A 21844-nucleotide genomic window follows, 5' to 3' on the forward strand; every position below is an offset into this window, starting at 1 on the left:
AATTTTTGGAGTAGATCTCTTAATATAACCCTTATTTCAAAATAATAAACCTGCAAGTTTTTTAGTTAGACTTGGTTCTAATGTCAAAAAAACTTGCTTTTAGACACTAACAATTATATATTTTAATAAATCAGGGTTGTATACAAAATGAAGAGCTTAAAGGAATTATCCTTAAGAATTAAGAATATTAGGTCTGTACAGAAAACCACGAAAATAATGCAAATGGTTTCTGCAGCAAAGTTATTACAAAGCCAAAAGAAATTATCAAATTCAAAATTATATATATCTAAGCTGCATAGCATTATTTCTTCATTAATGCTATCAGCTGATCAAAAATTACTGGCAAAAATTCTAAATATCAGTAATGACGGTTCTTACCTAGTATTCATTGTTGCATCTGATCGTGGCTTGTGCGGCAACTTTAACTCTTCTATTGTCAAATTTAGTCAAGAGCGTGTAAATAAGTCAATCGCAAATGGCAAAAAAGTAGATATTGTATTTCTTGGTAAAAAAGCTTTTGATGTAGGTAAAAATAGGTTTGACTCTAAAAGTATCTTAAAAATTGAAAATAGTAAGGGGATCACGTTAAAGCACGTAGAAGCTTTGGTTGGTGGTATAGATCTAAGTAAATACGATAAAGTTAAAGTTTTTTATAGTAAATTCTATAATACCTTCACGCAAAAACCAATGTTGGAAACAATAAAACCATGGAGTAAAGACTCATCCTTGATTGATAACTCTCTGGCTGGTCCAACAACAGATTACGGCTATGAGTATGAACCACAAAATATTGAATTTATTTTAAAATCTTTGATTCAGGATTACGTTGTAATTGCTCTTTACTCTGCTTTACTTGAAAGTGCAACAAGTGAGAATAGTGCTAGAATGGTTGCTATGGAATCAGCAAACAGAAACACTAAAGAGATGCTGAACAAACTAGCATTGCTTTATAATCGTTCTCGTCAAGCAGCAATTACAACTGATTTAATTGAAGTTATAGGTGGTGCAGAGTCTTTATAAAAATCTAAGGAATAGAAAATGAATATATTAAATATTGCAGCAGATATCACTAAATTAATAAAAAAGCAGAATCAAGATGCGGAAGTTACAATATATGAAACTAATAAGACTTCAGTTTCTCAGCGTCTATCAAAAATTGAGCAAATATCACAATCTAAAAATTGCACTGTAGGAATCAGAGCTATAGCAGGTAAAAACAAAGCTGCGTATATTTCTACAAACGATTTGAATAATCTTAGTGATACGGTAAGCCAAGTGGTAGAAATGGCAAAGAATGCGCCAGAAGATCCTTGCATTAATTTTGCTGTAAATGGTAGTAATTATATCTCTTCTGCAGATTTAAGTATCTCAGATAATAATGTTGTAACCGTTGATAACCTAAAAGAAATTGCTGAAGCTGCAGAAAATTCAGCCCTTGCACATAAGAGTATCACTAATTCTGAAGGAGCCTCTTCTTCATACGCTTTAGTGAATACAGTATTATCGACTGTTTCTGGTTTTATTGGCTCGTTTAGTAAATCAACCTTTGCTAATCAGGTCTCTGTTGTTGCTGGAAGAGAAAGTGAAATGAAGGTTGGTTACGATTATGATATAGCATGTAATTTTAGTGATTTAAAGTTGCCAGAGTTAATGGGAAAAGAAGCAGCAAAAAGAGCAGTTGATCAATTGAATTCACGTACAATTAAAACTGGTAAATTTCCAGTTATTTTTGAAAAAAGAGCAGCAAAAGGGCTAGTAAAAAGTTTTGCTTCTGCTATAAATGGGAGCAGTATTATAAGCAACAGTTCTTTCTTGAGGGGTAGTTTAAACGCTCAGATTTTCAACGATAGAATTAATATTGTCGATGATCCATTGTTGCCAAGAGGCATAGCATCGAGACCATTTGATGGAGAAGGGATAACTAGCAAGAAAAATATATTTGTAAAAAACGGAATATTACAAAATTGGATTTTAGACTTATACTCGGCTAGAAAATTAGACTCAGAAACAACCGGAAGTGCAACTCGTGCAAGTAATGCTGCAGTTATTCCTGCAGCTAGTAACCTCTACATTGAGAATGGTAATGTATCGTTTGAAGAATTAATTCAGGAAGTGAAAGAGGGAATATATGTAACTGATTTATTTGGTTTTGGTGTTAATTTAATCAATGGCGATTACAGCCAAGGCGCTTCCGGATTTTTTATAGAAAATGGAAAAATAACGTATCCAATACATGAGATTACCATTGCTAGCAATTTAAAGGATATGTTTAGCAATTTAGTCGTTGCAGATGATCTAACTTTTTGTGGGCAATTTAATTCACCAACGATTAAAGTTAGCGAAATGACGGTTGCAGGTTCGCTTAACGATTAAAAAATTTATTTGCATTAAGTACAACAATTGTGTATTATTGTCATGTAATGTTAAGAATAGACTATGGAGTATAAAGGTTTAGTTTCAATAGCTAAGCTTAAAGCATTCTCAATCGTAATTTCAAAGTTTTTCATCACATTAGTAATGTTAATTAATAATTTAGGAGTTGTTTAAATGGAATTTGGTAATGTAAAATGGTTTAATGCCGAAAAAGGCTATGGTTTCATCAAGCCAGAAGGTAAAGGGGGTGACGTTTTTGTACATATTAGCACGTTGGAACGTTCAGGAATAAGGCCTGAGACACTTAAAGGAGAGAATAAAGAGAAGGGGATAAAAGGAGAAAGGGTGAGTTATGAGGTTAAAGAGGAGCGTGGTAGAAACGGAGAAGATAAAAAATCTGCAATCAATTTAAGATTGGAAGATTAATCTATTATGAAGTCTTTTAATAGGGTTAACGTATTGTGAATAATTTTTATGAGATGGGTCTCGCAGCTTCGCTTACACAAGCTCTAGATAAAAATAATCTTTTCGTCCCAACTCCGATTCAAATACAAGCGATTCCCTTAGCGCTACAAGGTAAAGATATTCTTGGGTCTGCTCAAACGGGAACTGGAAAAACTTTGGCATTTGCTATTCCGTTGGTTGCTAAGTTGCTGAATGAGCCTAACACTGGTTCAGCTTTAGTCATCGTGCCAACCAGGGAGCTTGCGCATCAGGTAACAAATGAGATAAGAAAACTCTTATTTCAAAATTCTGCACTAAGGGTCGCTTTATTGATTGGTGGTGAGCCTATTTTTAGGCAGCTAAATCAGCTTCAGAAAAAACCACAAATTGTAATAGGTACTCCTGGTCGTATTATAGACCATATTGAGCGTAAAACTTTGATTACTCGCAATGTTAGCGTTCTTGTGCTTGATGAAACGGATCGTATGTTTGATATGGGCTTTGGAATTCAAATTGAAGGGATCATGAAATATCTGCCAAAAATACGGCAGACTCTTATGTTTTCTGCAACTCTTCCTAGTGATATAGTTAAACTTACTGAGAAGTACCTTAATCGACCAGAACGTATTTCTGTTGATTGTGAGACTACAACTTCTGTAAAAATTAAGCAAGAGATTGTTTATGCATCAGAATCAGAAAAATATGAAAAGCTTGTTACACAACTATGTCAGCGCGAAGGATCAATCATTATCTTTGTCAAAACAAAGCAAGGAGCGGATCAGCTAGCTAGCAGATTGCACAAAGATGACTATAGCGCTTTAGCAATTCATGGTGATTTAAGGCAGCACAAGCGCGAAAGGGTCATTAATTCTTTTCGTCGTGGCCGCAATCAAATCATGGTTGCAACAGATGTTGCTTCTCGCGGCCTTGATATTCCCCACATTCAACATGTTATCAATTATGATGCACCACAATCGCAAGCTGACTATATTCATCGTATAGGCAGAACTGCACGTGCTGGAGCTGAAGGGCATGCGCTATCTTTTGTTACACCTCAAGATAAGAGAAGACTACCTGCATTGGCAGACAAAGAAGGAGAGCCAAATTTTGATTGTAGTGTGCAATTTAAAAAACGTAATAGCAAAAAGGTCTTTAAAAGGCCAAGTACGTTAAAGACTAAATACGGTAGAAAAAAGATCAATGCATTTAAGAAGAAAAGCAGAGTACTAGAAAAAGCATATTAAATAGGATTTACCTACAACTTGATAAGCGTAAAACTCGTCATTCCGCTACTCATTAGCGGAATCTATGTTGAGATATCGCGGTGCTATGACGTAGATCCAGAGTGGGGATTCAAATTGGCTACAGCGAACTGCTGGATTTCAATTTTTTTAATAATTGTGTGCTATTCATTATATATGAGTTCCCACTTTTAAAGAGAATAGGAGATGATTTCCAAAAACTTAGAGGCAAGTTTGAATAGAGCGCTACTCATTGCTTCTAATTTTAATCTAAAATATGCGAAAGTAGAACATTTATTGCTGGCGTTAACTAAAGACGTGGATGTAAATTACGTTTTATCAAGATGTAATATCAGAGCCGATGAAATCATCAATATGGATAACATTCTATCAAGATGCAATATTAAGGCTAATGATTATAATAATAATATAAAAGGGTTTTTACAAAGCAGTTCTGAATTGATTATCAGTGGAGTTAAACCTAGCTCAATGTTTCAATGCATAATACACAGAGCAATAATACGGGCTCATAGCTTGGGAAAAAAAGAAATAAATGGAGCAAGTGTTCTAGTAGAAATTTTGTCTGGGCAAGATTTATACGTTGAAGATCTATTGCAGAAACAAAGTGTGAAAGATTCCAATTTGATTTACCATATATCTAATATGAAATACTTGAGCGATATAGATGAATACACCACCAATCATAAAGTAAAACTTGATAAAAATAATGACGCTCCTACTACAGTAAATAAAGGTGAGCTACTAAAAGATGAGGAAGTTCTACAAAGTTATTGTAAAAATTTAAATGACTATGCAAGAAGCAAAAAAATAGATTATGTTATTGGTCGTGATTATGAATTAAATCGCACTATAGAAATATTATTGAAGCGTAGAAAAAACAACCCTTTATATGTTGGAGACCCAGGTGTTGGCAAAACAACAATAGTTGAGGGTTTGGTACTCAAGATCATTGAAGGCAGTGTTCCGAGTGCGCTCAGGTCCAGTATAATTTATGCTTTGGATTTAGGATCACTCCTTGCAGGGACACGCTACAGAGGTGATTTTGAAGAGAGAATAAAATCTATAATAAAAGCGATTGAGGCAAAACCAGGTGCTATCCTTTTTATTGACGAAATACACACTATCATTGGAGCAGGTTCTACAAGTGGTAGCTTTCTTGATGCAGGTAACCTACTCAAACCTGCGCTTGCAAGAGGTACACTGCGTTGTATAGGTGCAACTACATATAGAGAATACAGCACTAGTTTTGAAAAAGATAAAGCACTAGCGAGAAGGTTTCAAAAAATTAATGTTAAAGAATCTTCTGTTAATGAAACGATAAAGATACTAGATGGTATAAAGCACTACTATGAAGGGTATCATGGAGTATATTATACAAAGAATGCCATTAGGTCTGCGGCTGAACTTTCGCATAAGTATATTACTGGGCGAATATTACCTGATAAAGCGGTTGATGTTATTGATGAGGCAGGGGCATATTGTAAATTGCTAAGAAACAGGGGTAAAATTGTAAATAGTAGAGATATTAAGAATACCATTACTAGAATTACAAATGTGCCTTGCGGATCTGAATCTGATGATTTGCAGAAAGTAAAGTCTTTAAAAGCTAATCTAGAAAAGGTGATTTTTGGCCAAGAGCAGGCAATAGAATCTCTTGTTAATTCTATTAAAATTGCTAAATCTGGGTTGAGAAATTACAATAAGCCTTTAGCAAATTATCTTTTTGCAGGGCCAACCGGTGTTGGTAAAACCGAGCTAGCAAAACAATTAGCAGAAAGCATGGGCATGAATCTTATACGCTTTGATATGTCCGAATATATTGAATCTCATACGATATCAAGGATGATTGGTTCTCCTCCTGGATATGTAGGTTATGATCAGGGTGGATTACTCACAGAGTCTGTATCTAACAATCAATATAGTGTTGTGCTGCTTGATGAAATTGAAAAGGCCCATAGCGATATCTATAATATATTGCTACAAATTATGGATTATGGTTGTGTTACAGACACTTACGGACGTAAAGTTAACTTTTCCAATATAATTTTAATTATGACAACTAATGCAGGAGCAGTTGAACGCAGCAAAAGTTTTGTTGGCTTTGGACATAAAAATTTTAACATTGGTGATAGCGAAAAAGCAATAGAACAGGTTTTTAGCCCTGAATTTCGTAATCGTCTTGATGCGATTATTTCTTTTTCTGACTTAAGTACGGATGTGATTTTGCATATTGTGGATAAATTTGTTCTAGAACTGAAAAAGCAACTGACGCAAAAAGGCATAAACTGCTTGGTAGAGGATGAAGTGAAATCTTATCTTGTACAAATGGGTTATAGTAAGGAAATGGGAGCACGTCCGATAGAGAGACTTATTGAAAAAGAGATAAAAAGTTACTTAGCGGAAGAAATACTGAATCGTAAATTAATAAAAGGAAAGAAATTAAGAATCTATATGAATAAAGTAGAAAATAAAATTGCTTTTAATATAGTTTAAAATCCTTGTATTGAACTTCATCTTTGTTACAATTTATAACTTAAATTTAATTTGAATTATAGTGATAAGTGATAAAGTAAAACAAGTCCTAAGCTACTACGAAAGTGAAAACCCCGGGGTAAAAGCAAATCTTACTCGTATTCTCATGCATGGAAAGCTTGGCGGTACTGGCAAGTTAGTGATTCTGCCAGTAGATCAAGGATTTGAGCACGGGCCAATAAAAAGCTTTGAAGTTAACCCTGATGCTTATGACCCACATTATCATTTTCAGCTTGCAGTTGATTCGGGAGTAAGTGCATATGCTGCTCCACTTGGTATGATTGAAGCTGGTGCTTCAACTTATGCTGGAATGCTCCCACTTATTTTGAAACTTAATAGTTCCAACTCCTTACATTCAAAAAATCTGACTTCTGATCAAGCAATAACCTCTTCTGTGAAAGATGCACTGCGTTTGGGCTGCTTGGCTGTTGGATTTACTATATATCCTGGTTCTGCTAAGTGTTTTGATATGATGGAAGAAGCCCGTGAAATCGTAGCTGAAGCCAAATCTTATGGGCTTGCAGTAGTGCTATGGTCTTATCCACGTGGTGAAGGAATTTCCAAAGAAGGTGAAACAGCAGTTGATGTTATTGCCTATGCTGCGCACATAGCAGCTTTACTTGGCGCTAATATAATCAAAGTAAAGCTTCCAACTAGATATTTAGAAAAAGAAAAGATAGAAACAGAAAATATTGAATCATTATCTAAAAGAATTGAATATATTAAAAAATCTTGCTTTGCAGGGAAAAGAATAGTAGTTTTTTCTGGTGGCGAATCGAAGGAAGTAGATGACATATGCAATGAAGCGAAAGAAATTAAGCAGGGAGGTGGTAATGGTTCAATCATTGGACGTAACACTTTTCAACGCAAAAGGGAGGAAGCTTTATCTATGCTAAAAGATATAATGGATATCTACACATAAAAAACGGCTGGGTGGCAGAATGGCTTATGCGGAGGACTGCAAATCCTTTTATACCGGTTCAATTCCGGTCCTGGCCTCTTTCATTTTCTATATCTTGTAAAAGTTGCTCAATTCAACAGTAGCTTTAAGTGTGTAACCTATAGAGAAAGCTTGTCCATTATTCATAAGTAAAATCAATTTCTTTTCAAGTTATGGTTATACTCTTATAGCGTTTCATGGTAAAAAATAAACTAAAAATAAGCAAAGTGTTTTACAAAATGATATTACGTAATTTATTGTTTTTACTGCCGCCTGAAGTTGCTCACTCTTTGGCAATCATGGCATTAAAGAAAATACCTTATAAGAATCCTATAGAGCTACCAGAATCTTTGAGTGTGAATTTTTTTGGTAATAAGCTCAGAAGCCCCGTGGGCCTGGCTGCAGGTTTTGACAAGAATGCAGAAGTTATAAGGCCTATGCTTTCATTTGGTTTTGGGTTTATTGAAACTGGTACTGTAACTCGTAATCCACAATATGGAAACAAAAAACCAAGAATTTTTCGGTTAATTAAAGATCAAGGGGTAATTAACAGATTGGGATTTAACAATAAAGGAATAGACTATTTTCTTAAACAAATAGATGAAACCAAGCTTGATGACTGCATTTTTGGCATAAATATAGGAAAAAATAGTGCATCGAAAGACCAAATTAGTGATTATGTTGATTTAATAAAGATGGTATATGGAAAAAGCAATTATATAGTGCTGAACATCTCGTCTCCAAACATGCCTAATTTACGCAATCTGCACAATAAGCAAGAATTATCGAAATTGTTGAAATCCATCCGGAAATCAATTGATAATTCTAAATCCATACCAATAATATTAAAAATCTCACCAGATATAGATCAGCAAACGAAAGAAAATATCGCTGAGCTTGCGTTGGAATATAAGATTGACGGATTAACAGTAAGCAACACTACGGTAAGTAGAGATAATCTGCATTCCCACCACAACGAAAGTGGCGGATTGAGTGGCAAACCACTGTTCAAACTTTCAACCGAGTTATTGGGCGATATGTACAAATTTACTAAGGGCAAAATATTATTGATAGGGTGCGGAGGAATCTCAAGTGGTGCTGATGCATATAAAAAAATAAAGGCAGGAGCCTCTTTGGTGCAGTTGTACACTGCTCTCATATACCACGGACCTCAAGTTGTAAACAAAATTAATCTAGAACTTGCAGAACTAATAAGGAGAGATGGATTTAGTAACATTAGTGAGGTGGTGGGTTGTATACATTAATTTTGGAAGTTGGTGGTATTATTTTAATAAAATAAGACTAATTCTCTGGTATAAAGGTGGTAGAAAGTGCTTTTCTTTTAAATAATGGGTATGAAGAGTTTGAATGATGCAATATCTAAGATCATTGATTATAAATTTACAAATTATGCAATATTAGAAGAGGCACTAACTCACCCAAGCGTAAATAAAAGGAATAGCAAAAACCAGATTGTAAGCTACGAAAGACTAGAGTTTTTGGGCGATAGTGTTTTGAATATGGTCGTATCTGCCATACTGTTTAAACTATTTCCTGAAGAAAAAGAAGGAGCATTGGCAAAAAGAAAGACGGATTTAGTTTGTGGCAACACCATTGCTAATGTTGCTAAAGAAATAAAATTAGGCAGCTTTATCATCATGAATAATAGTGAACGCTGCAATGGAGGAAGATGTAACCTAAAAAATTTAGAAAACTCGCTTGAAGCACTAATAGGTGCAATTTATATTGATGGCGGACTTGAAAATGTTGAAAAATTTATTACCCAATATTGGGAAAAGCTAGCTAAAAGCATGCTTGACCCCCCTCAAGATCCTAAAACCTCACTGCAAGAGTGGACTCAGAAAAACAAATTGCCTTTACCAGAGTATGAGCTTGTAAAACAAACTGGACCAGCACACAATCCTGAATTTACTATATCAGTTTGCATAGAAGATTATGGTAAAGTTTCTGCATGTGCTTCTAGTAAAAAGATTGCTGAACAAAAAGCTGCTGAGTTGATGCTAGAAAAAATTGGAAAAGACGCTTCAGTTTAGGCAAAATAGGCATTAATGTAAGTTTTAAGGAAGCTAATAGCGTTTAGGGGAAATGGTCAATTTAAGGAGAAGCATAGTATTATTCATAAAAAAGTTGATCTACCAAAAATTAAGCCTTATGTAGTGGAATATCAATGGCCATTGTTGGAGATGCGGAAAAAAAAGAAGTAGCAAGTTACCAAAAGGTGTTATGCCAGATACATTTGGTCCAAGAGTTGTTTTGTGAAGTTGACAGAGTCAAGGAGAATGAAAGTTTTAAAAAATAGCATATTTTTTAATTATAAAAATTTAATATTAACTGATATAGCTAACCCAAGAAAGGTTTTCCTACGTCATACCGCCGCGGTATCTCAGCATAGATTCCGCTAACAAGTAGCGGAATGACGAATTTTTGTTTTTCAAATTATCGGTAAATCTAAGTCAGTTTAGCTATATTATCTCTCACACCGCTTAGCTGAACAGATACCATAAAAGATAGCTAGAAAGCAATTGCACTTGCAGCAAATTTCAAGATACAAGCTTCTGTATTTATTTTAAATTAAAAAAAGCTCAAGAAAAATAAAGTCAATTTTTGACGTCCCAAATATTACAGAATGTAATTGATTGATTGAGTAAAAACCAGTGAACGGTCAGGTTAAAACATGTTTTTAAATTTTTGCCAAAATCCTGGTTTATTATCATTAACCTTTGTAAATGTTATATTTAAACTGTATTTCGGATCATTTGGCACGTCGTATTTTATGCTAAATGTTGAAACTTTATCGTTATTGTAAATATGTACATCATCATATGATAGCTTTGTTGTGTAACACTTTACATGCTTTTGCTTATCATACACTAAATCACCTGACTCCCTTTCTAGTTCCACAAATTTCGTTTTTTTCTGACATTCCTTCATTTTTATTAAATCCTTATCTAGTGATATTGAAACTGGCAACGTATTTCCAGCATATTCTTTAGCTAAAAGTTCACTTTGAGGATACATTTTTATTTCCCTGCCAAAATGTGAGTCTATGAAATTATTACTCCAAAATTTATCGCCAGAATGCACGTACTCATCAGTAGCATACGGCACCCCACCATAACTGCATTGAACTTTGTAATCTCCAACACCGTTGTTTTGAAAAAAATCATGAATGGCAGTGTAGCTACCGTCAGCATCATTTATATAATCCATTACTTTATTCCTTAAACTTTTAGTTCATTATATCATAATCATTATGTCAATCAATCAAAAAAGCTCTCTCTTGCTGTTTTTAGAACTGATTTTAAGCAAGCGCTCTCGATTAGTTGGGAGCGTATTTATAAGATTGTGACATTCGTGCCTCCCAGTTTTTCACATACTGCTGAATCAATTCAGGATAATCTGTAATAATTAATAAATTTTCAGCATTTCCTTTTTTAGCTGTCTTACTAAGGTTAAATGACCCTGTGATGACTTTTTGATTGTCAACAATCATTATCTTATTATGAGCAATCTTTGGCTTATCATCGATCCAAATTGGTACTCCACCTGAAAATAATTCATTTATAACACTATATTTTGAGTAGAGTTGCGATTTATCTAAGATGACTTTAACATCAACACCGCGTTCTTTAGCATTAATCAAAGATTTTGCAACTGTTCCAAGAGTAAATGTATATTCTTGAACTAAGATAGATTTTTTAGACTGATCTATTACGCTGATTATCGGTACAGCACAATCTTCTCCAGGTGAAAAGCAAACCGTAGCTTTTGGGCAGGGCGAAAATATAAAACCCGCATAGTAATACAGAGAAAAACACATTAACAAGAATAAAAAGTGAAAAAGCCTCACAACAACCCACCCCCGGATATACGGCGATAGGCTACATCATAATTTAATCACCTGTCAATCCATATTCTTCCCACTTCTCCATGACTTTTCTTACTATTTCCTCACTCATTTTAATTTTCTCTCCCCATTCTCGTTTGGTTTCAGGCGGGATTTTATTTGTTGCATCAAATCCCATTTTACCTCCAAGTCCACTTTCAGGGGAAGCAAAATCTAAATAATCAATAGGTGCGTTCTCTATTGTGATTGTGTCACGCACAGGGTCCATTCTCGTTGATATTGCCCACATCACTTCCTTCCAATCACGTACATTTATATCATCATCAACAACGATAATAAACTTCGTGTATAAAAATTGCTTTAGAAAGGAAAGTATGCCCATAACAATTCTTTTTGCCTGCCCTGGATAAGACTTTTTTATCGATATCACCGCTATTCTATATGAACAACCTTCTGGTGGTAGATAAAAATCCACTATCTCTGGAAATTGATTGATAAGAATGGGCACAAAGATTTCGTTGAGCGCTTCACCAAGAATTGATGGTTCATCAGGTGGCTTGCCAGTGAAAGTGCTGAGATAAATTGGATTTTTGCGCATAGTAATTGCAGTAATATTAAATTCTGGAAATTGCTCAACAGAATTATAGTAGCCGGTGTGATCTCCGTATGGCCCTTCATCTTGATATCTATCCAAACTTACATAGCCTTCCAGAACAATCTCTGCATGAGCTGGCACTTGAAGCGGAATAGTCTTACAATTTACAAGCTCAAGCGGTTTTTTGCGCAGCAACCCAGCAAATTGGTATTCTGACAATGTTTCTGGCACTGGAGTTACCGCAGCAATAATTGTTGCAGGATCACTACCGATCACAGCAGCAGCAGGAAATTTCATATTTTGTTCCTTCTCTTTCCATCGTTTGTGGTGACCTGCACCACCACGATGTGCAAGCCAGCGCATTAGAGTCGTTTTTTTATCTATAACCTGCATACGATATATTCCAAGATTGAAATTATCTTGCTTGTCTTCCGTTGGGCCTTTTGTCACCACAATTGGCCAGGTGATAAGTGGTGCAGGTTCATTTGGCCAGCATGTTTGAATAGGTAGCAAACTAAGATCCACCTCATCCCCAGTTAGCACCACTTCTTGACATGGAGCCTTGCTCACAACTTTACTTCGCATCGACAATACAACTTTTAGTAAAGGAAACATTTTCACGGCATCTTTGAAGTTTTTTGGTGGCTCAGGTGATCGCAAAAATGCTAAAAGTTTACCAAGATCTCTTAGTTCACCAGGGTTTATGTTCAACCCCAATGCAATCCTCTTAATAGTACCAAATAAATTCACCAAAACTGGAATCGAATTTTTACCGTTTTCCGTGACAACATTTTCAAAGATGATAGCTGGTCCTTTATTTGACAAAACCCTACGGTGAATTTCTGTCATTTCAAGAACTGTTGAAACTTCCTCCTTAATCCTAATCAGATCTTTTTTTTCTTCTAAGGCTTTAATGAAGTCGCGTAAGTTGGTGTACATATTAAAATTTAAAATAACTTAAAACAAGTCTTCTAGTGTAATCACATGATGTATCGTATCTTTTAGATATTGGTTCTCAGAAACTCCATTTGCAGCAATTAACACCCAGAATATTTGCTTCTTTGATTTCGTTTTTTCTCTATAAATTGCTTCTTTTCTTTTTAATTGTTCGACAAATTCCTTTGTTACTGTATAAGGTTTATCACTATATTTTATCTCACAGAGCATTACACATCCATCTTCTCGATCGAAAACTAGATCTATTTGAGCACCAGACTCTTTACTGTATTTTTCTGGTTGATATTGCCAATCTCCACATATAACTGCTATATGCTCTATATCTAATTTTTTTCTAATTACATTGGCATGTTTAAAACACACTGCTTCAAATGTTTGCCCTGTCCATGTTTGCCAAGCTGGTTTCTTTATTGCTAACTCCCAATAGTGAGCATCACTTATTATTGCCCTTTTTGTTACTTCCTTAAACGGCTCAATCCACGTTAGATAAAATAATACATATTCGTCCATTACCCTGTAATATACTCCTCTCTTTCCCTTGTTCAATGGTAAAAAACCACCAATAAATCCTGCTTCTTCTAAACTCCTTAATTTAGCAGTTAAGCGACCACCCTCAGTGATTTTAGTCGCTTTTATAAGTTCTTTTCTGCTTATCCCTTTTGGCTTTTTTGCAATCGCACGAATGATATTTAGATATGTCTCTGGCTCTTCATACAAGGAGTGAAACAACATATCAAATTCATCAAATAACAAACCACCCTTCTGAAAACAGATCATATTAATGTTTTGTGCTGCTGATAATCCTTTACTTACTTCCTTAAGGTAATGTGGTATTCCTCCAATAGCCATATAGATCTGTAATATCTGCTGGTGATTAAGGTTGATTCCTAAATATCTTAGATACTCTTTAGTTTCACGTAAGTTAAAAGGCTGCAAAGGTATCCTTGCGGTAATGCGGTTATGCAACCCCCCTTTTGGTATAAATTATATTTTCCAACATCCAAGAAGCTGCTGAACCACATACAACCAAGATAAGCTTCTTTCGGTTTGTCCAATGTATATTCCAAAAATATTCTAACGTTTCTAGAAAACGAGACTTTCTTGTAGCTAACCATGGAAGTTCATCAAAAAATAAGACAATGTGTTCATTCTCATGTGTGTTATCAATAGCAAGTGTTAATTGTTGTAATGCATCCAGCCACACTTCAGGCAAAGCAATTTTTGCACCTTTATAAAAAGTATTTGATAACGACTGTGTAAAAATTGCAAGTTGTTCCTGCATAGTACCATTATTAAGACCTGTTTGTTCAAATAAAACATCGGCATGTTTACTGAAAAATTGTTTTATTAGGTACGTCTTACCCACACGACGCCGACCATACACTGCAATAAACTCAGCAAATGGGGAAAAGAGAAGCTTACTTTCTAGAATGGCTATTTCCTTTTCTCTACCAATTATTGGTTCGCTCATATAATTTACCGCCGCATTTGTTAGCATTATACACGGCGGTTATAAGATGATCAACTTTTTTCACCACCATGTTTACAGTTGTTATACGCGGCGGTAAAAGATAGAGCATCTCATAATTGGCTATTCTGGCGATGGTTTGGTCATTTGCATCACCAAGTCTTCTGATGAGCTTTTCAGTAATGTGCTTGAGTTCCATTGTACGTAAAGTTTGCATTTGAGGCAAAACTGGTTATAAAATACACTTGATATAAATGTTTTCATATATTAATATTAGATGCTTCTTTTAATATACAGATAAATGTGTACTAAAGTTTTATGTTGTAGGTTTTTAAATAAATTGTATGTCTAGAATATCGTTTTTATTGATCCTTATACTGGCAGTAGCAAGTTTACCAGTAATAAACAATTGGCTTTCAAATCGCAGCCAAATGCTAAGCGATGATTATATAGGTGAGAAATTAGATAATTATATAAGTAGAAATTTTGATAAGATCGTAAAAACTCTCAAAGAGGAATCGATTAAAAGTAGTTACGCTGCTCGAGATAATGTGACCAAAAGTAAAATTTCACAATACAAGGATCAAATATTTGACCTTACTTATCCTTACTCCGGAAATGAAAATAGTAGTGTTATAGCTGTAGGTTTCTTTGACTATTCTTGTGGATATTGCAAGACTATAAAAGACGATATAAAACAGTTAATTAACGACGGTAAAATTAAGTATATCTTTAGGGATGCTCCAATACTTGGTAATGACTCTTTAAGGGCAGCAAAAAGCGCTTTAGCTGTTTATTTTATTGATAAAGAAAAATATTTCGACTTTCACTATTCTGCTTTAAGTCACAAAGGAGGATTTTCAGACGAAAGCATATTGGATATAGTGAAAAGCATAGGGATTGATGAGGACGATTTTAATAATTCCATGAAAAATAACGCGGACAAAATTGAGCAAATGATAAATGGCAGTAAGCTCCTAGTAAGAGATTTGGGAGTAGGGGGCACACCTTTTTAATAATTGGGGATAGTCTGTTTGTAGGAGCAACTGATTTGAATGTATTACGCAAAAAAGTAGATGAATTAAGTCGCAAGCAAAAACTAGCTTCAGCGATTAATTTGCTATAAAATTTTATTTTTTTACTTGACAACGTAAACGAATCTAATTATGAATGTGATAAATAGCAGTACGTATAAGATACGCAGTAGCTCAAGAAAAGCAGGTGATGCCTACAGTCGAGCATAACCTTAGCCTGCAAAGGTTGACTAATCCATTAAAAAGTGTTAAACTTAACATATAGCTACCATTCTGAGGTTACAATATGAAAGAGCCTAATTATACAAGAGAACCAATTGCTCTTTTTCGACAAATCAAAGAAAAGAAAAAATCAAGTGATTTACTGCATAATTTAAAAAATGCTTGTCCCAAAAATCTAAACATAGGAATTGCTATAAAGACAGGAGATTGCTTTTTTGACTCCGTGGCTCAAGGGTTGAATGAGTTAAATATAAAACCTGGTTATCGTTTTACCGCAAAATCATTAAGAAAAGATTGTGCAGATTATGCTGAAAACAAAAAGGACTCACGATGGGTTTTTAATGAAATAACAAAAAATATTGCTGAAGGATATGCTGTACCTATGATAGGTTCAAACGGAAATGTAATGAAAGATAACCAGAACAATATTATACCAGACAATATTGCATCTTTTGATAGATATTTAAAAGATATTAGAAGTATGGCTACAGAAGCTAGCCCACCTATATGGGGTCGCCCAGGGGTTGAAGGGAGAATGATATGTGATAATTATGAAGTGGAGCTTTATATTTATTCAATAGAGGAAGATAGTCAAAAAGTTACAGTAACTAAAATTACAGCACATGATGATGATCTAGAAGTTTTTATACAAGATGTGAATCTTGATCAATTAAAGATAGATAATAGTAAAAAAACTGTAGGAGTAGTGAATTACATGCAACATTTTGTACCACTCCTTAGTGGAATTTCTGAAGATATAAAAGAAGATCAACAAGTTTCTAGTGAAGAAATTTTTAGTACAGATAAAAGAGTTCCTCCTTCTAATCAACCAGAGCAAGAAGTACAACAAGAAAGAATTAATACCAGCACTAATGCGACTGTTTATACGGATAAAGAAATCCCTTTTTCTCATCAACTAGAGCAAAAAACACGACAAGAAGGAATTAATGCCAGCGCTAGTGCGACTGTTTATACGGATAGAGAAATTCCTACTTCTAATCAATCAGAGCAAAAAGTACAACAAGAAATAATTAATACCAGTACTAGTGCGCCGGTTTTACAAATTCACATAGATAAAGAAATCCCTTCCTCTCATCAGCAAGAACAAAAAACACAACAAAAAGAAATACAAAAAAAATTAATTAATAATTACAAGAAAGAGGGAGTGTTAAATAAACTGTGTCAAACCGCATTTTTAGTTCAACTCAATTTTCAATTTGCCAGGAAAGAAAACATCAAGTTGAGAGATAGTTAATGCCCAATCATGTACAGGCATCGTCCACTTTTCCTCTGCCTTCTTTATAGCACAATATACCTGCTTATACAAGGCATTTATGCTGGTAAATGAGCCTTTGGTCTTAGTGAATTTCCTAATTTGCCTATGTAGCCCCTCTATGGGATTGGTGGTGTAGATTATCCTCCTAACTGGACCAGAATACTTAAAATAACCAGACAAGTTTTCCCAATTATTCTGCCAAGATTTTATAACCATAGGGTACTTTGTGCCCCATTTTTCATCCAATTCCAACAGATAATTCTCGGCAATTTCCTTGCTTGAAGCTTGATATACCTTCTTTAAATCGCTCAAAAAACTCTTCGCATCTTTACTGGCCACATACTTCAGTGAGTTGCGTATCTGATGCACTATACACATCTGCACTTCCGCATTAGGAAAGACACTGTTTATAGCTGCAGGAAAGCTTTTCAGCCCATCAACGCAGGCAATAAGGATATCTTCTACTCCTCTTTCTTTGAGGTCATTTAGCACTCCCAACCAGAAGTTAGCTCCTTCACTTTCAGCCAAATAAAAACCTAATACTTCTTTTTTGCCATTTTGATCTATGCCTAATATGTTATACATGCATTTACTTACGCAATGCCCGTCCTCTTTGACTTTAAAAAACCATGAAAACTATCGGATATACAGACTGCAGCGGGCGACTACGCCATTCGTTGATTACTGGTAGCAATTTGTCAGTAATACTTGATATCTCTGCCGCCGATATTTTGTGATCATAAATTTCCTCAACATGTGACACTATATCTCTATAGCCCATACCACTGGCAAATGTGCTCAAAATCTTCGTTTCAAGCTCTGGATGTAAGTTTGTTTGCCTTTTTTTGACTATTTGTGGTTCGAAACTTCCTTCCCTATCTCTTGGCGTCAAAAGCTCAAATGACCCTGCGCTTGTACGTAAAGTCTTTGCATTCCTCCCATTTCTTCGATTATTCTCTTCGCTTTCAGCCGACAAGTGGTTTTCTATTTCACCTTCCAGGCTTACCTCCAGCAACTTTTTTATAAACGGTGTTAATGCTCCATCTCTTCCTGTCAACGGTCTTCCTTCTCGTATAGACGACAGGATATTTGTTTCTAATTCTTTATAATCTACCAAACCGGTAGTTCTGTTTACTACTTTCTGACTCATTGTCAAACCTCCATTTTTTTATATCAATTTATTACTTTTTTTTCGGTTTGACACAGTTTATTTAATACTCCCAAGAAAGAAGCTGTTTATGGCACAGTTGCTGTGATAGCTGCTATAGTATTCACAGCATCTGCTATAGCTGCTATCATTACTCAAGCAATTCCTTTTGCATGTCTTACTGGAATTGCTTTAGTCGTTGGATGTGTTTGTGTATATCAATTAACGCAGAGTCATAAGAACATTAACGAACTGAAAAGTGAGTTAGAAGAAAATAGTACCCTTACTTTTCTAGAAGAAATAGGATTAAAAATGCACGGTCTTATTAATAAAGCAACTTTAAAAATTTAAGATCTTTCCTGTTTTACTACACCACCTCAATTTTACTTTCATAGGAGGACATATGTCATTCACAGAAATTAGATTTCCAGAAAATATATCTTATGGTTCCACTGGAGGACCGGAATTTTCCACTGACGTTGTAACAACTCATAACGGTTGTGAACAGCGCAATATCAATTGGTCTCATGTACGCACTAGATACAACATAGCTTACGGGGTCAGATCAAACGAGCAGCTAACAGAACTCATAACATTTTTTCATGCACGAAAAGGTAAAGCAATAGGGTTTCGTTTTAAGGATTGGTCAGATTTTATAGCCATTAATCAAAAGATTGGTATAGGAGATAACAAAAAAACGACTTTTCAGCTAATCAAAACTTATGTAAGTGGGGAAGATAAGCATATACGCATGATCAAAAAGCCAGTACATGGGACAGTAAAGATTTATTTAAATGGTAAAGAAGAGAGTGAATATTCAGTAAATTATTCAACGGGAGAAATAACATTTATGAAGCCACCAGTAAAAGATGCGATAATCACTGCGAGCTTCGAATTTGATGTGCCCGTGCGCTTTGATACAGATTACTTAAACGCTTCTATTGATGACTATGGAAGCAATAGCTGGAATAACATTCCACTAGTAGAGGTGAAGTTTAATTAAGCTGCTTTAAAATTTCCTCCTGTTGCTGAGTGTGAACACTAGCATAACCACATGCAGGAGATGCAGCAGCAGGTCTTGCGATACACTTAGGTCTTTTTGCTTGAATATTGAGGTCAGATAACACCTCGTCTATCAATGGGTTGACAAAAAACCATCCCCCCATATTTTTTGGTTCTTCTTGACACCATATAATTTCAGCGTTCTTGTACTTTTCAAGTTCGCTGCTTAATTTATCGGCTGGAAACGGATAGAATTGTTCTAAACGTATCACTGCTATATCGTTTATTTTTTGTGTTTCAAGCATTTCAATTATATCGTAATAAACTTTACCACTGCATATTACAACTTTAAGTATTTCATTATTTGAAACTAAACCTGTTCTACATTCTGGAATTACCGTGAGGAATTTTCCTTCAAAGTCAGATAGGTTAGAAACTGCTCTTTTATGACGCAATAGTGATTTAGGTGTAAACACTACTAAAGGCTTACGAAAGTCTCTATGCATTTGTCTGCGTAAGACATGGAAGTAATTCGCCGGAGTGGAACAATTAACTACCTGCATATTATCCTCTGCGCAGAGTTGCAAAAATCTCTCTATACGTGCGGAGCTATGCTCAGGTCCTTGCCCTTCATAACCGTGGGGCAACAATAGAACTAGACCGCTTGATCGCAACCACTTTGTTTCTGCAGATGCGATAAACTGGTCGATCATAATTTGTGCACCATTTGCAAAATCACCAAATTGTCCTTCCCAGAGCACCAGTGAATACGGAGAATCAAGACTATATCCATATTCAAAGCCCATTACAGCATACTCTGATAAAGCGCTATCTATGACCTCAAAGTGAGCTTGCTTTTCATTTATATTGTTTAGCGGAATAAACGCTTCTTCTGTTGCCTGATCAACAAGCCTTGAATGACGGTGCGAGAAAGTCCCACGACCAGAATCTTGTCCTGATAAACGCACTCCTATTCCTTCTGTAAGCAGTGACGCAAATGCAAGACTTTCGGCAGTTGCCCAGTCTATATTGCTACCAGAATTTATGCTGTCTATTCTTCCATCGAGTATTTTTCTAACCTTATTGTTAATGTTAAAGCTACTTGGAATATTGCTATTTATATGCACACCCAATTTTTTCAACTCATCTGGCGGAACACCAGAATCCGTGTAGTATTCGCTCAAATCGTTCAGCTTTGCTCTTCTTAATTTTGACCACACTCCACCGAACCAGTCAGCTTTTTTTGGAGTGTAAGTCACTGATTCAGCAAGACTTTTATCTAATTTTGCCCTGAACTCACTGCGCAATTTATTTACTTCATCGCCATCTAATACTTTCTCTGCAGTCAATTTTTCTTCATACAATGTTCCAGGAGTTTTATGTTTTGATATCAGCTTATACATAAGTGGCTGAGTGAAATTCGGTTCATCGCCTTCATTATGGCCGTATTTGCGGTAGCATATTATATCAATCACTACGTCCTTTTTAAATTTCTGCCTATATTCCATCGCCAGACTTGCAGCAAAACTCACAGCTTCCGGGTTATCTCCATTCACATGGAAAACCGGAGCTTCTATTGATTTTGCTATGTCAGTGCAATAAAAAGAGGATCGTGCGCAGCATGGGTTAGCAGTAAAACCAACTTGATTGTTTATAACAATGTGCACAATACCACCCACTTTATAACCTTCAATGTTGCTTAGGCTCAAGGTCTCGGCAACGACACCTTGACCGATGAAAGCCGCATCACCATGAATTGATATGCCAAGCACAGACCTTATATTCTGTTTTGCTCTTATTCTTCCAGCCAAAACCGGATTCACCGCTTCAAGGTGAGATGGGTTAGGGCATAAACTTAAATGTATTTTTTTGCCACCTGTAAGTGCTCGATCAGAAGAATAGCCAAGGTGATATTTAACATCACCAGACACCTCAAGACCACTTGGGTATGCAAGGTTGCCTTGAAATTCAGATAGCATTGCCGCATATTCTTTGCCCATAACTTTGGTTAGAACATTGAGCCGTCCGCGGTGAGCCATGCCAAGGACTATTTCTTCAATACTAAAAGCTGCAGAATCACTAATAATTTTTTCAATAGCAACGATAGCTGATTCCCCACCTTCGATAGAAAAACGTTTATATCCAGGAAATTTCATATGGAGAAATTGCTCGAACATCTCAGATTCGATCAAGTGCCTCAGGATTTCCTTTTTATCTTGTGAACTCAGCGTATAGGTTTGATTTTCGATCTTTTCCTGCAGCCATATTCTCTCCTCATAAGAGGAGATATGCATAAATTCAAAACCGATATTCTTGCAGTAAATATCTCTATAGATTTCAGCGTCACTTGCCGGAGATAGATTTGAATATTTTTGGTAATCTATTAATTGATTCTCACTTGGTGACAATGGGTTTAAGTCTGCAAAAAAGTGACCATAGGACCTGAAGAAATTTGCTAAACTAGAAACTGAATCATCTACCTTAGTTGCATTGCAGGGCTCTGCTTTATTAACTTCTAAATTGCTTGAAAAAATTCTATACCAATCTTCCCCGATTGATTTATCGCCCTGCAGATAACGGCTATACATTTCTTCCACAAATTCTGCATTATCACCATAAAGGCAGCTTAAATTCGACATAATCACTATAAAAAGTATCAAATACTTATAAGTATAACTTAAGTTTTTTAAAAAAGAACTTTTTTAGTTTCTATACGTCATACCG

At 35.4% G+C, this 21844-nt stretch carries 18 protein-coding genes, 1 tRNA gene and 3 pseudogenes; 14 read left to right on the forward strand and 8 right to left on the reverse strand.

What is annotated here, in order from left to right; genetic code table 11:
- The first annotated feature begins 147 nt into the window (after positions 1-147).
- The 10 genes and pseudogenes from atpG to ACFZP3_RS07400 form a co-directional block, all read left to right on the forward strand.
- Positions 148-1020, forward strand: a complete 873-nt coding sequence (atpG, locus tag ACFZP3_RS07355; protein ID WP_386086952.1) for an ATP synthase F1 subunit gamma — start codon at positions 148-150, stop codon at positions 1018-1020.
- 18 nt (positions 1021-1038) lie between these two features.
- Complete coding sequence (locus tag ACFZP3_RS07360; RefSeq protein WP_253309849.1) at positions 1039-2373, forward strand: TldD/PmbA family protein; 1335 nt, start codon at positions 1039-1041, stop codon at positions 2371-2373.
- Between the two features lie 174 nt (positions 2374-2547).
- On the forward strand, positions 2548-2799 hold the full coding sequence (locus tag ACFZP3_RS07365; RefSeq protein ID WP_064124857.1) for a cold-shock protein: 252 nt from the start codon (positions 2548-2550) through the stop codon (positions 2797-2799).
- Positions 2800-2834: 35 nt separating this feature from the next.
- A complete protein-coding gene (locus ACFZP3_RS07370) occupies positions 2835-4061 on the forward strand; it encodes a DEAD/DEAH box helicase (protein WP_386086951.1) in 1227 nt (408 codons plus the stop codon).
- 204 nt (positions 4062-4265) lie between these two features.
- Complete coding sequence (locus tag ACFZP3_RS07375) at positions 4266-6572, forward strand: AAA family ATPase (RefSeq protein ID WP_386086950.1); 2307 nt, start codon at positions 4266-4268, stop codon at positions 6570-6572.
- A 64-nt stretch (positions 6573-6636) separates the two neighbouring features.
- A complete protein-coding gene (locus ACFZP3_RS07380) occupies positions 6637-7533 on the forward strand; it encodes a class I fructose-bisphosphate aldolase (RefSeq protein ID WP_253309992.1) in 897 nt (298 codons plus the stop codon).
- A 5-nt stretch (positions 7534-7538) separates the two neighbouring features.
- Positions 7539-7610 (forward strand) — tRNA-Cys (locus ACFZP3_RS07385).
- Positions 7611-7748: 138 nt separating this feature from the next.
- Entirely contained in the window at positions 7749-8816 is a 1068-nt protein-coding gene (locus ACFZP3_RS07390; protein ID WP_386086949.1) for a quinone-dependent dihydroorotate dehydrogenase, read from the forward strand.
- A gap of 90 nt (positions 8817-8906) precedes the next feature.
- The gene (rnc, locus tag ACFZP3_RS07395) at positions 8907-9605 is read left to right on the forward strand and encodes a ribonuclease III (RefSeq protein WP_253309845.1); all 699 of its coding nucleotides are present in this window, start codon (positions 8907-8909) and stop codon (positions 9603-9605) included.
- Positions 9606-9686: 81 nt separating this feature from the next.
- Positions 9687-9822 (forward strand): annotated as a pseudogene (locus ACFZP3_RS07400) (IS66 family transposase); the annotation flags it as partial.
- A 417-nt stretch (positions 9823-10239) separates the two neighbouring features.
- Here ACFZP3_RS07400 and ACFZP3_RS07405 read toward each other — a convergent pair.
- From ACFZP3_RS07405 to ACFZP3_RS07430, 6 genes are all read right to left on the reverse strand, one after another.
- Positions 10240-10782, reverse strand: a complete 543-nt coding sequence (locus ACFZP3_RS07405) for a hypothetical protein (RefSeq protein ID WP_253309844.1) — start codon at positions 10780-10782, stop codon at positions 10240-10242.
- Positions 10783-10891: 109 nt separating this feature from the next.
- Positions 10892-11422: a phospholipase D family protein gene (locus tag ACFZP3_RS07410; protein ID WP_253309843.1), complete on the reverse strand. Its 531-nt coding sequence runs from the start codon at positions 11420-11422 to the stop codon at positions 10892-10894.
- 43 nt (positions 11423-11465) lie between these two features.
- On the reverse strand, positions 11466-12953 hold the full coding sequence (locus ACFZP3_RS07415; protein WP_353282264.1) for a UbiD family decarboxylase: 1488 nt from the start codon (positions 12951-12953) through the stop codon (positions 11466-11468).
- 18 nt (positions 12954-12971) lie between these two features.
- A complete protein-coding gene (locus tag ACFZP3_RS07420; protein WP_265016485.1) occupies positions 12972-13820 on the reverse strand; it encodes an AAA family ATPase in 849 nt (282 codons plus the stop codon).
- Positions 13821-13929: 109 nt separating this feature from the next.
- A complete protein-coding gene (locus tag ACFZP3_RS07425; protein ID WP_386086948.1) occupies positions 13930-14442 on the reverse strand; it encodes an AAA family ATPase in 513 nt (170 codons plus the stop codon).
- Positions 14420-14656, reverse strand: coding sequence for a hypothetical protein (locus ACFZP3_RS07430; RefSeq protein WP_386086947.1), 237 nt, complete (start codon positions 14654-14656; stop codon positions 14420-14422). The genes ACFZP3_RS07425 and ACFZP3_RS07430 overlap by 23 nt, the downstream gene beginning before the upstream one ends.
- 127 nt (positions 14657-14783) lie before the next feature.
- Between ACFZP3_RS07430 and ACFZP3_RS07435 the strand changes: the two are divergent.
- Together ACFZP3_RS07435 and ACFZP3_RS07440 are read left to right on the forward strand one after the other, a co-directional pair.
- Positions 14784-15565, forward strand: a pseudogene (locus ACFZP3_RS07435) (DsbA family protein).
- A 194-nt stretch (positions 15566-15759) separates the two neighbouring features.
- Positions 15760-16950, forward strand: coding sequence for a hypothetical protein (locus ACFZP3_RS07440; protein WP_386086946.1), 1191 nt, complete (start codon positions 15760-15762; stop codon positions 16948-16950).
- Here the strand turns inward: ACFZP3_RS07440 and ACFZP3_RS07445 are convergent.
- A pseudogene (locus ACFZP3_RS07445) lies at positions 16891-18121 on the reverse strand (IS256-like element ISWpi15 family transposase). The gene ACFZP3_RS07440 and the pseudogene ACFZP3_RS07445 sit on opposite strands and share 60 nt — an antisense overlap.
- Before the next feature lie 102 nt (positions 18122-18223).
- Between ACFZP3_RS07445 and ACFZP3_RS07450 the strand changes: the two are divergent.
- Together ACFZP3_RS07450 and ACFZP3_RS07455 are read left to right on the forward strand one after the other, a co-directional pair.
- The gene (locus tag ACFZP3_RS07450) at positions 18224-18469 is read left to right on the forward strand and encodes a hypothetical protein (RefSeq protein WP_253307281.1); all 246 of its coding nucleotides are present in this window, start codon (positions 18224-18226) and stop codon (positions 18467-18469) included.
- A 52-nt stretch (positions 18470-18521) separates the two neighbouring features.
- Positions 18522-19121 carry a TIGR02217 family protein gene (locus tag ACFZP3_RS07455; RefSeq protein WP_386086945.1) on the forward strand — a complete coding sequence of 200 codons (600 nt, stop codon included), beginning with the start codon at positions 18522-18524 and terminating at the stop codon, positions 19119-19121.
- Here ACFZP3_RS07455 and ACFZP3_RS07460 read toward each other — a convergent pair.
- Positions 19114-21759, reverse strand: a complete 2646-nt coding sequence (locus ACFZP3_RS07460) for a 2-oxoglutarate dehydrogenase E1 component (protein WP_386086944.1) — start codon at positions 21757-21759, stop codon at positions 19114-19116. The two genes, ACFZP3_RS07455 and ACFZP3_RS07460, sit on opposite strands and share 8 nt — an antisense overlap.
- Positions 21760-21844: the final 85 nt, after the last annotated feature.

The sequence above is a fragment of the Wolbachia endosymbiont (group A) of Norellia spinipes genome (genome assembly GCF_964273535.1).